We start from the raw sequence: 13201 nt of genomic DNA on the forward strand, positions 1-13201 counted from the left end.
CGGGGCTGAGGTCCGCGGGTATCCGGCGAGCGCGAGTCCGCGATCGGATGCGCCGGTCCAGGTTCTCGGCAGAGGTGCGCCGCGGTCACATATTGATCATGTGGCCCGCCAGGCCGTGCACCGACTCCTGGATCGCCTCGCCCAGCGTCGGGTGCCCGTGAACATTGCGGGCCACCTCGTGGACCGTCAGGTCCCATTTCTGTGCCAGCGTCAATTCCGGTAGCAGTTCTGTGGCTTCGGGCCCGATGAGGTGGGCTCCGATGATCTCGCCGTAGCGGGCATCGCTGATGATCTTGGCGAAGCCCGAGGTGTCGCCGATGCCGTGGGCCTTGGCGTTGGCGGTGAACGGGAACTTGGCCACCCGCACGTCGAAGCCCTGCTCGCGGGCCTGCGCCTCGGTCCAGCCGAAGCTGGCGATCTGCGGCTGGCAGAAGGTCACTCGCGGGATCATGAGGTGGTCCAGCTCCATGGTCTCCGCACCGGCGATGGTCTCCGCCGCGACGATTCCCATCGCCTCGGCCGCATGGGCGAGCATCAGTTTCGCCGTGACATCGCCGATGGCGAAGATGTGCGGGACGCTCGTACGGCCCCGGCCGTCGATGTCGATGGCACCGCGGTCGGTCAGCCGTACACCGGTGTTCTCCAGGCCGAAGCCGGTGGTCCGCGGCTGGAAGCCGATGGCCTGGAGCACCTTGTCGGTCTCCAGGGTCTGCCGCTGGCCGCCGGTGGTGACCGTGACCCGCACCGTGTCGCCGGAGTCGTCGATGCCCTCGACGCGGGTGGAGGGCAGCACGTTGATACCCAACTTGCGGTAGCGGCGGGAGAGTTCGGCGGAGACCTCCTCGTCCTCCAGGGGCACGATGCGGTCGAGGAACTCCACGAGGGTGACCTCGACGCCGTAGTTGTGGAGGACGTAGGCGAATTCGACGCCGATGGCGCCCGCACCGGCGATCACCATGCTCCGCGGCAGCTCGTCGGAGAGGATCTGCTCCTCGTACGTGACCACCCGGCTGCTCAGCGACGTGCCGGGGAGCAGCCGGGTGACCGAGCCGGTCGCGATGACGGCGTGGTCGAAGGAGATCGCCTCCGTGCGGCCGTCGCCGAGGGTGACGTGCAGGGTGTGCGGGTCGATGAAGGCGCCGATCCCTTCGTACTGCTGGATCCCGTTCTTCTTCATCAGGAAGTGCACGCCCTTGGCGCGCCCTTCGGCCACCTTGCGGCTGCGCAGGAACGCCTCCCGGTAGTCGAAGCTGACCCGGCCGTCGACGCGCATCCCGAAGGTCTTCGCCTCACGGTTGACGATATGGGCGATCTCGGCGTTGCGGAGCAGCGCCTTCGACGGGACGCAGCCGATGTTGAGGCAGACGCCGCCCCAGTACCGCGCCTCGACGATCGCCGTGCGCAGGCCGAGCTGGGCCGCCCGGATGGCGGCGACATACCCTCCGGGGCCCGCGCCCAGAACCACCACGTCACAGTGCGCGTTCATGCCGGGAGCTCACTTCGCTCGCCCTCGCCGTCGCGAGGCGCGCACCTTGCCCTGACCCGCTCGCTGCGCTCACTCATGCTCGGCAGCCTAGGTCGGGGCGGTCGGCGGCGCAGCGCGCGGCGGTCCAGGTGGGGGGCCGGCCGTCCTCATGCGCCCGCCGCCCCGCGAAATTCGGTGGACGCGCGGCGCCGCGCCCGATGGGATCGGTCGGCGCCCCCTCGCCGCGTCCGCCGGTTCGCGGTCCCCCACGGTTCAAGGAGCCTCGCGTTGTCCGCTGGTGACACCCCGCCCGACGATGTCGCGATCAGTACGGCCCTGGTGCGCCGGCTGATCGCGGCGCAGTTTCCACAGTGGTCCGGCCTGCCCCTCACTCCGGTCGCCACGCAGGGGGTGGACAACGCGACCTACCGGCTGGGCCATGCCATGTCCGTGCGGCTGCCCTGCCACTCCCGCTGGGTGGGCCAGGTGGCAAGGGAGCAGCATTGGCTGCCCTTCCTGGCGCCGCATCTGCCGCTCAGCATCCCCGTACCGCTCGCGGAGGGCGCGCCGTCCGGCGAGTACCCCTTCCCGTGGTCGGTCCACCGGTGGCTGGACGGCGAGCGCGCGCTCCCGGAGCGGCTGGCCGACCCGCGTCAGGCGGCGACCGATCTGGCCCAGTTCCTCGCCGCGCTGCGGCGGGTCGACACGGCCGGCGGTCCGCCTCCGGAGTGGAGCAACGGCTTCCGTGGGGTGGCGATGGACGACGTACGGGACTCGGCGGTCGCGGCCCGGCGGCTGCGGTCCCGGATCGCGGCGCTGGAGGGGCTGGTCGACACCGATGCGCTGACCGCGGTGTGGCAGGCCGCGGCGTCGGCGCCGGCCTGGGAGGGGCCGCCGGTCTGGATCCATGGCGACCCCTCCCCCGGCAACGTCCTCGCCGTCGACGGTCAGCTCGGCGCGGTCATCGACTTCGGCACGCTGGCGGTCGGCGACCCGGCCTGCGACCTGATCGGGCCGTGGACCCTGCTGCCGGCAGACGCCCGGGCGGTGTTCCGGGCCGCCCTGCCGGTCGACGAGGCGACCTGGGCGCGCGGGCGCGGCTGGGCACTGACCGCGCTGCTGCCCTCGCCCGGCACGCTCACCGGCGGCGATCCGGTACCGGCGGCCCGCGCCCGGCAGCGACTCGACGAGCTGATCGCCGACTTCCGCGGGCACGGCTAGGGCCCGGCGATCCGCGCACGTACGGCGTGGCCGGGCCGGCGGGCGTACCCGGCCGGGCTGCGGCCGACGGCCCGGCCTCACCTCCCTGTCCGGCAGCCTCGGTTGGGCCGTGCCGGACCGGGGCGGCGGCGGTCGTGCCGCCTCCCTCAGGCGGTCGTGCCGCCTCCCTCAGGCGGTCGTGCCGCCTCCCTCAGGCGGTCGGCGTACCGCGGAGGACCGACGCGTGGTCGTCGAGGAAATCGTCCAGGGAACGGGCCGGGCGGCCCAGCAGGCGCGGCACGGTGTCCGCCACGCTCGCCGCCTCACCCTTCCCGTACAGGCCGTGGAGCTCGATGAGGCCGTCGGCCTGCCAGGCGCCCATGCCGGTGGCGAGCAGGGCCTCGCGGGCCTGAGCGGGGGTCAGCGCGCGGTAGGCGACCTCCCGACCGAGCAGGGCGCCGGTCCGCGCCGCGATCTCGGTATGCGTCAGCGCCTCCGGCCCGGTCACGTCCAGGATGGTGCGCTCGTGCCCGCCGGTCGTGAGGACCGCGGCCGCGGCCTCGGCGACGTCACGGGCGTCCACATAGGAGACCGGAGCCTCGCCCGCCGGGAGGGCGAGCGTGCCCGAGCGCAGGGTTTCGGCCATGACGAGGAAGTTCTGCCAGAAGCCGTTCGGGGCCAGCGCGGTCCAGTCGAGGCCGCTGGCGGTGAGCTGGTCGAGGCCGGCGCGGTGTGCGGCGAAGAAGCGCACCGGGGAGACGTCGCTGCGGCCCAGGCCGATCGCCGCGTGCAGCACGACCCTGGGCCGGCCGGCCTTCGCGGCGGCCTCGATCACATGGTGCTGCTGCCGGTCGGCCTCCGGATGGACCGGGGTCAGCAGGTAGACCGCGTCGACGCCGGCCACCGCCGGGGCCAGTGAGGCGGGGTCGCCGAGGTCGGCGACCACCGCTTCCACGCCCTCGTCCCATTCGGCGGGCAGCCGGCCCGCGTCACGCACCAGTGCGCGGACCGGCACCCCGCGGTCCCGCAGTGCACGCACCAGCGGTCGGCCCACGGTGCCGGTCGCACCCGTCACGAGAATCATCAAGTCCCCTGATTGTGTGGTGGTGTTCGTGCCGCGCACCGGTCGCCGTCCGACGGGTGTCCGGCCCGGTCAACGCTACGAGCGGCGGAGTCGATCAACAAGCGCGATGCGTTGTCGCCCCACAAGCGGCGCTTGTCGCCGCCGGGTACGACCATGCCGCCTTAGGATCCCGTCGCATGGAACCCGAGCTGCGCCATCTGCGCTACTTCGTCGCGGTGGCCGAGCGCCGCAGCTTCACCCGCGCCGCCGAGGACATGTACGTCGCGCAGCAGGCACTCAGCCAGCAGATCAAGGCCCTGGAGGAGATCCTCGGCGTCCGGCTCCTGGACCGGTCCTCCCGGCGCGTCGACCTCACCGCGGCCGGGGCGGCGTATCTGGCCGACTGCAAGCGGCTGTTGGCCGCCTCGGCCCGTGCCACCGAGCATGTGCGGGCGGTGGCGGCCGGGGCGGCGGGCCGGCTGCGCCTGGCGTACTCGCTCTCCGCCGCCTACGAGACCCTCCCCGCGCTGACCGGCCGGCTCGCCCGCGAGTACCCGCACCTGACAGTGGACACCCGGGAGATCTTCGCAGGCGATGTGTGCCACGCCCTGCGCGACCACCGCTGCGATCTCGCCCTCGCCCCCGCGGCGGACTGGCCCGAGGGCATCAGCCGGCGCACCGTCCGCCGGGAGCCGCTGATGGCCGCGGTCTGCGACCGACATCCCCTGGCCGGCGCCGGGGCCGTGGACCTCGCCCGGCTCAGCGGGGAGACCTTCCAACTCTGGCCGCGCGACATGGCGCCCGGCTACTACGACGCCGTCGTCGGAGCCTGCCGCGCCGCCGGCTTCGACCCTGCCCTGGACGGTTCCGCCTCCGGCACCACCGCCTGGGCGGGCATCGCCGCCGGCCGCGGCGTCAACCTCGTCGTTGCCTCGCTCACCCGCCAACTCCCCCGCGACATCGCCCTCGTACCGCTCACCGCCCCCGGCGCCACCCTCGCCGTCGACGCCGTCTGGCGTACCGACCAGCCGCACCCGGCCACCGACCGGGTGCTGGACGCCTTCGCAGGGCTCTACGGAGCGGACGCATGACTGTTTGTCCGGTTTCCTCCTTGTCCTCGCGATCACAGCCGCGCAGTGTCGATCCCGACATCCGGTGATCACACCTCAGGTGATCTGCGACTCCCTCAGCTCCTCACCCCGCCAAGGCCCCACCATGACCCCATCCCCCGCGACCGTCCGCGCCGAACTGGAACGCTTCATACAGACCCGCGAGTTCAGCTGCCTGGGAGCCCGCGCCGCGCTCAGACGGCAGACCATCACCCATCACCACTACCGAGAACTCGGCGACGAGCAGTCCGCGCGGGACAACTACCGCGACGTGCTGGCGTACGCCCTCGCCCTGCCGTCCCAGCTCTCCGCCCAGAGCTTCCGCACGTTTGTCGCGACGTTCGACGACGCGGGGCGGCTCGACGAGAGCGCCCATGAAGAACTGCTGTGGCGGCACCTCCAGTTCATGCACGACACCGACGTCGAGACCTACGGGCTCGACCCGGGCTCGACCTCCGACCCGACCCGGCCGAACTTCGGCTTTCATGTGGGCGGGCACGCGTTCTTCCTGGTCGGTATGCATCCCGGGGCGTCCCGGGCGAGCCGGCGCTTCTCCGTTCCGGCGATCGCGTTCAACTCCCTGACGCAGTTCATGCTGCTCGGCGAGAAGTTCTACTCGATGCAGGACGCGATCCGCCGGCGCGAGGTCGCCAACAACGGTTCCGTCAACCCGAGTTTCACCGAGTACGACTACGAGCAGCCCGCCCGGCACTTCGCGGGGCGGTTCACGGAGAAGGACTGGACGTGCCCGTTCACGGCGCGGCACGAACCGCCCGCCGAGGATCCCGCCGAGGAACTCATGCAGCCCAAGCCATGATACCGCGCACGGGAAAGGGCCCGGCGAACGTGCTTCGCCGGGCCCTGCGCCGTTCCGTTCCGCCATCCGCGGTGCGGCAGACGTCAGTTCACCGCGTCGCGGCTCAGTGCGTCGCCCCGTCGTGGTTCAGCTCGATGTCGCACGCCGTGTGTCCGGCGGCGTCCACCCGCAGCGGGGTGGCGACCGGCGGATAGCCGCTGGCGATCAGCGTGTAGTCGCCGGTGTCCAGGTCGGTGAAGACGTACTCGCCGTCCTGGCCGCTGGTGGCGGTGCCCACGACGTTGCCCGCGGGGTCCAGCAGCGTCACCCGGGCGTCGTCCACCGGGCCGCCGAGCAGGGTGCGGACGGTGCCGCGGACCTGGGCGCCGAGCGTGAGCCGGATCTCGTACCAGTTGCGGGTGCCGGGGGTGACCTCCACCTGGAGGGCGGCGGGCCGGTGGCGCTCCGCGCTGACCGCGAGCGTGTAGCTGCCCGGGGTCAGTTCGTCGAAGGTGAAGCCGCCGTCCTGGCCGACGACGCCGGAGGCCACGACCTCGCCGCGGACGTCGGTGGCCACGACCAGTGCGCCGGGCACCGGGTCGTCGTTCTTCTCCTCGCGGACCTCACCGGACAAACCGGCCGCACCGCTCAGCGTCAGATCGAAGGACACCGGTTCGGCGCCCACCACGACCGTCAGCGCCTGCGGCTTACGGGCGCCCGCGGAGCCGATCAGGACGTACGTCCCGGCACCGGTGGTCGGCAGCGCGTAGCCGCCGTCGGCGTCGGTCGCGGTACGGCCGAGCTGCCGCCCGCCGACGCTGATCAGGGTGACCGCGGCCTGCGGCACCGGCCGGCCGTCGCCGTCCCGTACGGTGCCGCGGAGCAGCGGACCGGACGCGTCCGGTGCGGGGTCCGGGGCGAGGGCGGCGGTGACGGCCGGGGCCACCTCCGCGGCCGGCTCGGCGGCCGGTGCGGACTCCGCGGCCGGCGGGGCGTCGCCGTTGGCCTCGGCCTCCGCCTGGGCCCGCGCCTGGAGGCCGGAGATCTGCCGCAGCGGCACCTCCTTGATGAACCACATCAGCAGGAAGGCGACCGCGACGACGATCGCACCCATCAGGAAGACGGTGTGCATCGAGTCGGCGAAGCCCCGCTTGAACGGCTCGGCCAGCCGCGGGTCGAGGTGCTGGATGAACGAGGAATCGCTCAGCACACCCGAGGAGCCGCCGTTGCCGGGGTGCTTGAGCATGTCGAGCACCGGCTTGTTGGCCGCGTCGTGCAGCACCGCGGGGTCCTTGAGCGCCTCCTGGAAACGCTGGGTGGACGCGGCACTCCTGAACGCCGAGCCGATCTTGTCGCCGACGGTGCTGAACAGCACCGACAGGAAGATGGCGGTACCCGCGGTGGCGCCCATCTGCCGGAAGAACGTGGACGAGGCGGTCGCCACACCCATGTCCTTCGGCGGTACCGCGTTCTGCACCGCCAGCACCAGGGTCTGCATACAGCCGCCCAGGCCGAGGCCGAAGACGAGCATGTAGACCATGGTCTCCCACAGCGGAGTGTCCCACTGGACCCGGTAGTGGAAGAGCAGCATCGCCGCGACCATCAGCGCGGTGCCGATGATCGGGAAGACCTTGTAGCGGCCGGTCTTGGCGGTGATCTGGCCGGAGGCGATGGAGGCGATCATCATGCCCGCCATCAGCGGCAGCATCTCCAGACCCGACTTGGTGGGGCTGGCACCCTTCACGATCTGGAGGTACTGCGGGATCATCAGCATCCCGCCGAACATGCCCATACCGATCAGCACGGACAGCAGGCTGGTCTTGCTGAAGGTGCCGTTGCGGAACAGCCGCATCGGGATCAGCGCGTCGTCGCCCATCCGCCGCTCGACGAGGGTCCAGGCGATGATGCCGACGGCGCCGATGGCGTAGCAGGAGATCGAGCGCGTCGAGGTCCAGCCCCACTCCCGGCCCTGCTCCGCGACGAGCAGCAGCGGGACCACACCGATGCTGATGGTCAGCGCGCCCCACCAGTCGATGCGGTGGTTGCGGCGGGTGTGCGGGATGTTGAGGACCTTGGCGACGACGAACAGCGCGATGATGCCGATCGGCACGTTGACCAGGAAGACCCAGCGCCAGCCGGTGATGCCGAGCAGGTGGGCCTGGCCGGCGAGCGCGCCGCCGATCAGCGGGCCGGCGACGCTGGAGGTGGCGAACGTGCCGAGCATGTAGCCCTGGTAGCGGGCGCGCTCCCGGGGCGGGACGATGTCACCGATGATCGCCAGCGCCAGCGACATCAGACCGCCGGCACCGAGGCCCTGGATGGCGCGGAACGCGGCCAGTTCGGACATCGAGGTGGAGAAGGTGCAGAGCACCGAGCCGATGACGAAGACGCTGATCGCCGTCAGGTAGTACGGCTTGCGGCCGTGGAGGTCGGACAGCTTGCCGTACAGCGGCGTGGCGATCGTCGAGGTGATCAGGTAGGCGGTGGTCGCCCATGCCTGCTGGCTCAGGCCGTGCAGATCGTCCGCGATGGTCCGGATGGACGTGCTGACGATCGTCTGGTCGAGCGCGGCGAGGAACATCCCCAGCATCAGACCGCTGAGGATGGTGAGGATCTGGCGGTGGCTGAGCGCCCCCGCCCCCGGTATCGCCTTGGCTTGCGCCCCCGGCGGAGAGGTGGCTGTGCTCATGTACGTATCTCTCCCTGCTCCACGTCGGCACCCTGGTCTTCCGCGGGGTCCGGCCGTGTGTGTTGTCGTTCTGCCATGTCCTCGTTGAGCCGGCCCATCAGCCGGATCAGGTCCGCCCGGTCCTGCGGCGACCAGGGTTCGAGGATCGCGGCCAGTTCCGCGTCGCGCTGGCGCCGGTACTGCTCGAACCGGGCCCGCCCCGATTCGGTGGCGGTCAGCAGCGAGCCACGGCGGTCCTCGGGGTCGGGGCGGCGGGCGACCAGCCCGCGCTCGACCAGCGAGCTCACCTGGCGGCTGACCGTCGACAGGTCCAGGAACGCGTCGGCGGCCAGGTCGGTCGCCCGCTGGTCCCCGCCACACACGAGCCTGGCGAGCAGCACCCGGTCGGCTGCCCCGGCGTCGTTCTTGGCGCGCTGTTTCCAGGCCGCGATCAGCCGGGTGAAGCGAACGATCTCGGTCCCCAGCCCGGCGGCGACCTCGTCCAGCCGCGACTCGGCGGTGATCTCCGCGATCCCCGCGCTCTCGCAGGCATGGACCGTGCCGTTACTCATCGTCGTGATCCCTCGCCGTGATGTCGCATGCGTGGAGGCATGGATACGAGACCCAGTCGGTCACTGGATACATTGCTTGTACCTAGCAAGCATAGCGGCTGGGGAGGGCTGTGTTGACCACTGGTGCCGAACGGGCCGCCGGCCGCGATGTGCGGCGCGCGGCGGCACCGGTCACGCCGGGGTGCGATAACAGACCAAGGTGGTACACATGCCAGGAAAAGCACCACCGAGTCGACGAGAGGACAACGGCATGTCATCCAAGCGACGCCGCAAGAAGAAGTCACGTCGCAAGCACGCGGCCAACCACGGCAAGCGGCCGCAGTCCTGAGCCGAGGGTCCGTGCGCCCCGGGCGGTGGCCGGCAACGTGCTGCGCGTGACGACGGCCACAGGTGCCGCCTCACCGCAGACGCCGGACCAGCGGCGGTCGGGTCCCTGGTGGCGGCCGCACTGCTCGCCACCGCCCAGGTGCTCGTCCTCCCCGAACCCGGTACCCCCGGATTCCGTCTGCTGCTCGCCGGCGCCGCGGTGCCCCCGTCCGTACCGCGGGCCGGCCTCGGCGACCGACGGCCCTGGGCGGCTGCTGGGTGATGCGGTGCACGCCGCCACCGCCGAAGGCCGGGGTCGGGGCCGGGACACCGACCACGCGGCGGCCGGGGAGCGCGGCGGCGAGCACCGCGAGCGCGGCCGCGTCCTGGTCACCGCCGCCGACCGGCACGACCGCTCCGCCATTGGCGAGAGGGAAGTTGAGGTACCCGACCTCGACGTCCCCGTCCACGCCGTCGACCGCACCGTACGCGGTCTGCGGCAGCAGCAGACACTGCTCGGTGGTGATCAGGGTGCCCTGGCCGTCGACGGTGACCGCCCCGCCGTCGAGGACCATCGGGGAGTGCGACCGCTCGACGCCGAGCCGGTCCAGCACCGCGCGGCCAGCCGGTCATCGGCATCCCAGGGGTGGTGCTTCCCGCCCCAGGCGTTGAAGCGGAAGTCGACCCCCCACCCGGCGGCCGTCCTCGGTGAAGGCGAAGAACGGGCCCGTGTCACGCATCCAGGAGTCGTCGAGGGGCAGCTCGATCACCTCGATGTCCGGCCCGCACGCCTCCTGGGCCACCGCGCCCTGCCCCGGTGCGGCAACCATGATCACCGACTTGAAGGCCGCGACGGCGCGGGCCACCGCCGCGCACTCCCGCCGGGCTGCGGGACAGGCCGCTCCCCACAGCGCCTCACGGCTCGGCCCACTCGGCCGGCATCCGCGGACGCATCGGCCAGGCGCCTTCCTCCTGCGGTCCGCCGGGGGCTCCGGGTCAGTGCGCGATAGCGTCGATCAGCTCGCGCGCGCCCTGGCGCAGCAGCGCGACCGCCACGGACGTGCCCAGCGTCTCGGGGGTGAGCGGTCCGGCCCACTCATGGGCGTTGAGGACGGTCTTGCCGTCGGGGGTGAAGACGCAGGCGCGCAAGGAGAGTTCACCGCGCCGGTCGGTCCTGGCGTACCCGGCGATGGGGCTGTTGCAGTGGCCCTGGAGGACGTGCAGCAGCATCCGTTCCGCCATGGTCTCCCGGTACGTCTGCGGGTCGCCGAGCCCGCTGACCGCGTCGATCGTGTCGGTGTCGCCCTCGCGGCACTGGAGCGCCAGTACGCCTGCCCCGATGGGCGGGCACATGGTGTCCACCGGCAGGATCTCGGTGATCACGTCGGTGCGGCCGATGCGCTCCAGCCCGGAGACCGCCAGCAGCAGCGCGTCCGCCTCCCCCGCGGCCAGCTTCTCCATCCGGCGGTTGGCGTTGCCGCGCATCGGCACGCACTCCAAGTGCGGGTGGGAGGCGGCGAGCTGGGCGATCCGGCGTACGGAGGAGGTGCCGACACGGGTGTGGTCGGGGAGTTCGTCCAGGGTGAGCCCGCCGGGGTGGATCAGCGCGTCCCGGACGTCGTCCCGCTTGAGGAAGGCGGCGAAGGCGGTCCCGGCCGGGAGCGGCCGGTCGCCCGGGATGTCCTTGACGCAGTGCACCGCGAGGTCCGCCTGACCAGCGAGCAGCGCCGCGTCGACCTCCTTGGTGAACGCCCCCTTGCCCTCCACCTGGGAGAGCGCCCCCATCCACCGGTCGCCGGTCGTCTTGACGGGGATGACCTCGGTGGCGATGTCGGGGTGCAGCGCGCGCAGTTCGGCGCGGACGCGCTCCACCTGGGCCAGTGCCATCGGCGAGTCACGGGACACGATGCGGATCAGTTCAGGGGCGGACATGGCGCCGATGATAGACCGTCAGTTGCGGACAGTTACCGACAGCGCGTCGGGGGCGGCGAGCGCCCGTCCCCTCCCCCACCGCCGCTCGCCGCCGCGCTCGGGGTACCGTCCCAGCCATGTCCCGATCAACACCGTCCCCCACGCCGGCCGTCCCCTCCCCGTCGCCTGTCACGGCGGACGATCTCGACCTCGCCGTACGACTCTCCGTGGCCCTGCTGCGTACGGCGCCCGCAACGGCCTGGGAGGGGGCACCGGCCGGTTCGCTGGAGTGGGACTGCTGGGAGACGGTCGAGCACCTGAGTGACGACCTCTTCGCCTACGCCGTCCAACTGGGGCCCAGGACACCGCCGTTGACCGGAAACGTGCCCTACGTGTGGGAGCGCCGCCGGCCCGGTGGCCCCGCCAACGCGGTGCACGCCGATCGCGCCGCGGGCCCGGCCGGGCTGCTGCAGACGCTTGAGGCGAGCGGAGCGCTGCTGGTCGCGATGGTCCGCACCACACCCCCGCAGGTGCGCGCGTACCACCCCTTCGGCGTGTCGGACCCCGAAGGCTTCGCCGCGATGGGGGCGGTGGAGACCCTGGTGCACACCCACGACCTCGCCGAAGGGCTGGGGCTTGACTGGTCGCCGCCCGCCGAGGTGTGCGCGCGGGTCCTCACCCGCCTGTTCCCGGACGCCCCGGCGGAGGCGGAGCCGTGGCCCGCCCTCCTGTGGGCCACCGGGCGCACCGCGCTCCCCGGGCTCCCGCGGCGCACGTCCTGGCGCTGGGACGGAACCGTACCGTCCGCACGCTGATCCGGGCGTGATGGGTGCCGCGCCGGGCGGACTGGCGTGCGCGGCGCCGCTCGGCACCACGGCGGGCGAGTGCGGCTCAGCGCCGCGCCCAGGGACGGCGCAGCCGGATCCAGCCGTCCCGGGCCCGCCGTCCCGCCTCGGCGCGGCGCGGCTGTGGGCGACCGGTCTTCGTGCCTGCTCCGTCAGCGCCACCCGCCGGCCGGAGAGACGGCCGATCGGTGCCGCGTGTCGAGTCCGTACCCGCTGCACAGGGCGCGACCCGAGGCTCTGCGCCGCCCGCCCGCGGCGGGAGCCCGGGCCGGCGCGGGCGGCAACCGGCCCGGGCTTCCCCGTACGACCGTCCGGCGCGCTATCTCACCGGCGCTTCCCCTCACGCGCGCTTCGACGAGACGAGGTGGGCGAACGCCACCACGTTGGCGACGTAGTCCTTGGCCTTACGGTCGTACGAGCCGCCGCAGGTGATCAGTCGCAGCTGTGCGTCCTCGGAGTCCGCGTAGACCCGGTCGTTGGGGAAGTTCGCCTTGCTGAAGGTCTCCACGGAATCGATCTGGAACGTCGCGACGATGCCGTCCTCTCGCGTGATCTCGACCGTGCTGCCCGGCTTGAGGGTTTCCAGTTGCAAAAACACCGCCGGTCCGGTCTTGGTGTCGACATGGCCCGCGACGATCGCCGAGCCGCGCTCGCCCGGGGCCGCGCCGCCCTTGTACCAGCCGACGAGGTTCTGGTTGGTCGCCGGCGGCGGATTGAGCTGCCCGGTGGAGCTGAGCGTCAGCTCGGTGAACGGGGCGTCCACGGCGATCTCCGGGATCGTCAGCCGCTTCGGCGCCGAACGGGACAGCACCAGCTCCGGCTGCGGGGAGCCGGTCCGCTGCGCCGCGGAGCCGGCGACTTCGGGCCGGGACGGCGGCTTGGCGTCCGCCGAGGTGTCCACCGAGTTGTAGACGAGGATCGCACCCAGCAGAAACGCTCCCGCGGACCAGAGCAGACCGCGGCCGATGGGGCGGGGCGGAGGGGCGGCCGGGGTGGGGTCCGGGTTCGGATTCGGCTGGGATGTCTGCGGGGCGGTCATAGGGGTGCCTTTCGTGAGCGGGCGGCGCGAGGTGCGGAAGGGGACACGCGGCGTGCGGGCACGGCCCGGGACGCCGGGGCGACGGGACGCGCCGGAGAACGACGCCGGATGTCGGGGAGGGGGCGCAGGTCACCGCGGTGGCCCGCGGTGCCGAGGACGGCGCGGGGCCCGGGGGGGGCGGGACCGCAACGCAATCGCCGCGGCCACCGTCCCACGAGGACGGTGGC

General features: G+C 72.5%; 12 protein-coding genes and 1 pseudogene. 5 read left to right on the forward strand and 8 right to left on the reverse strand.

Annotated elements, in window-relative coordinates:
• Window positions 1-85 precede the first annotated feature (85 nt).
• Window positions 86-1486: a dihydrolipoyl dehydrogenase gene (gene lpdA / locus ACO1BR_RS21655; protein ID WP_426796724.1), complete on the reverse strand. Its 1401-nt coding sequence runs from the start codon at window positions 1484-1486 to the stop codon at window positions 86-88.
• A gap of 267 nt (window positions 1487-1753) precedes the next feature.
• On the opposite strand from lpdA, the gene ACO1BR_RS21660 reads away from it, so the two are divergent.
• A complete protein-coding gene (locus ACO1BR_RS21660) occupies window positions 1754-2686 on the forward strand; it encodes an aminoglycoside phosphotransferase family protein (RefSeq protein ID WP_426796725.1) in 933 nt (310 codons plus the stop codon).
• Window positions 2687-2876: 190 nt separating this feature from the next.
• Here the strand turns inward: ACO1BR_RS21660 and ACO1BR_RS21665 are convergent, their stop codons facing one another.
• Window positions 2877-3749, reverse strand: a complete 873-nt coding sequence (locus tag ACO1BR_RS21665) for an NAD(P)H-binding protein (protein ID WP_426796726.1) — start codon at window positions 3747-3749, stop codon at window positions 2877-2879.
• Between the two features lie 176 nt (window positions 3750-3925).
• Between ACO1BR_RS21665 and ACO1BR_RS21670 the strand changes: the two genes are divergently transcribed.
• Both ACO1BR_RS21670 and gntA read left to right on the forward strand, forming a co-directional pair.
• A complete protein-coding gene (locus ACO1BR_RS21670; protein ID WP_426796727.1) occupies window positions 3926-4819 on the forward strand; it encodes a LysR family transcriptional regulator in 894 nt (297 codons plus the stop codon).
• A 124-nt stretch (window positions 4820-4943) separates the two neighbouring features.
• Entirely contained in the window at window positions 4944-5654 is a 711-nt protein-coding gene (gene gntA, locus ACO1BR_RS21675) for a guanitoxin biosynthesis heme-dependent pre-guanitoxin N-hydroxylase GntA (protein ID WP_426796728.1), read from the forward strand.
• A 103-nt stretch (window positions 5655-5757) separates the two neighbouring features.
• Here gntA and ACO1BR_RS21680 read toward each other — a convergent pair whose 3' ends face one another.
• Window positions 5758-8322, reverse strand: coding sequence for an MFS transporter (locus ACO1BR_RS21680; protein WP_426796729.1), 2565 nt, complete (start codon window positions 8320-8322; stop codon window positions 5758-5760).
• Window positions 8319-8873, reverse strand: a complete 555-nt coding sequence (locus tag ACO1BR_RS21685) for a MarR family winged helix-turn-helix transcriptional regulator (RefSeq protein ID WP_426796730.1) — start codon at window positions 8871-8873, stop codon at window positions 8319-8321. The genes ACO1BR_RS21680 and ACO1BR_RS21685 overlap by 4 nt, the downstream gene beginning before the upstream one ends.
• A 250-nt stretch (window positions 8874-9123) precedes the next feature.
• Here ACO1BR_RS21685 and ACO1BR_RS21690 point away from each other — a divergent pair, with 250 nt between their 5' ends.
• A complete protein-coding gene (locus ACO1BR_RS21690) occupies window positions 9124-9201 on the forward strand; it encodes a 50S ribosomal protein bL37 (RefSeq protein WP_373287922.1) in 78 nt (25 codons plus the stop codon).
• 70 nt (window positions 9202-9271) lie between these two features.
• Here ACO1BR_RS21690 and ACO1BR_RS21695 read toward each other — a convergent pair whose 3' ends face one another.
• From ACO1BR_RS21695 to hemC, 3 genes and pseudogenes are all read right to left on the reverse strand, one after another.
• The gene (locus ACO1BR_RS21695) at window positions 9272-9649 is read right to left on the reverse strand and encodes an agmatine deiminase family protein (RefSeq protein WP_426796790.1); all 378 of its coding nucleotides are present in this window, start codon (window positions 9647-9649) and stop codon (window positions 9272-9274) included.
• Between the two features lie 39 nt (window positions 9650-9688).
• Window positions 9689-10093 (reverse strand): annotated as a pseudogene (locus ACO1BR_RS21700) (agmatine deiminase family protein); the annotation flags it as partial.
• An 82-nt stretch (window positions 10094-10175) separates the two neighbouring features.
• Window positions 10176-11111: a hydroxymethylbilane synthase gene (gene hemC / locus ACO1BR_RS21705; protein WP_426796731.1), complete on the reverse strand. Its 936-nt coding sequence runs from the start codon at window positions 11109-11111 to the stop codon at window positions 10176-10178.
• Between the two features lie 116 nt (window positions 11112-11227).
• Here hemC and ACO1BR_RS21710 point away from each other — a divergent pair, with 116 nt between their 5' ends.
• On the forward strand, window positions 11228-11905 hold the full coding sequence (locus ACO1BR_RS21710; RefSeq protein ID WP_426796732.1) for a hypothetical protein: 678 nt from the start codon (window positions 11228-11230) through the stop codon (window positions 11903-11905).
• Between the two features lie 370 nt (window positions 11906-12275).
• Here ACO1BR_RS21710 and ACO1BR_RS21715 read toward each other — a convergent pair whose 3' ends face one another.
• Window positions 12276-12974 (reverse strand): class F sortase, encoded by a 699-nt coding sequence (locus ACO1BR_RS21715; RefSeq protein ID WP_426796733.1) that lies wholly within the window; start codon window positions 12972-12974, stop codon window positions 12276-12278.
• Window positions 12975-13201 lie beyond the last annotated feature (227 nt).

This window comes from Streptomyces sp. YGL11-2, from assembly GCF_050054615.1.
Taxonomy (GTDB): Bacteria; Actinomycetota; Actinomycetes; order Streptomycetales; family Streptomycetaceae; genus Streptomyces.

Bases quoted from the DNA above. Each gene is read 5' to 3' on its own strand.
- hemC (WP_426796731.1), bottom strand. From the start codon at position 11,111: ATGTCCGCCCCTGAACTGATCCGCATCGTGTCCCGTGACTCGCCGATG.
- lpdA (WP_426796724.1), bottom strand. From the start codon at position 1,486: ATGAACGCGCACTGTGACGTGGTGGTTCTGGGCGCGGGCCCCGGAGGG.
- ACO1BR_RS21710 (WP_426796732.1), top strand. From the start codon at position 11,228: ATGTCCCGATCAACACCGTCCCCCACGCCGGCCGTCCCCTCCCCGTCG.
- ACO1BR_RS21665 (WP_426796726.1), bottom strand. From the start codon at position 3,749: ATGATTCTCGTGACGGGTGCGACCGGCACCGTGGGCCGACCGCTGGTG.
- ACO1BR_RS21685 (WP_426796730.1), bottom strand. From the start codon at position 8,873: ATGAGTAACGGCACGGTCCATGCCTGCGAGAGCGCGGGGATCGCGGAG.
- ACO1BR_RS21670 (WP_426796727.1), top strand. From the start codon at position 3,926: ATGGAACCCGAGCTGCGCCATCTGCGCTACTTCGTCGCGGTGGCCGAG.
- gntA (WP_426796728.1), top strand. From the start codon at position 4,944: ATGACCCCATCCCCCGCGACCGTCCGCGCCGAACTGGAACGCTTCATA.
- ACO1BR_RS21690 (WP_373287922.1), top strand. From the start codon at position 9,124: ATGTCATCCAAGCGACGCCGCAAGAAGAAGTCACGTCGCAAGCACGCG.
- ACO1BR_RS21680 (WP_426796729.1), bottom strand. From the start codon at position 8,322: ATGAGCACAGCCACCTCTCCGCCGGGGGCGCAAGCCAAGGCGATACCG.
- ACO1BR_RS21715 (WP_426796733.1), bottom strand. From the start codon at position 12,974: ATGACCGCCCCGCAGACATCCCAGCCGAATCCGAACCCGGACCCCACC.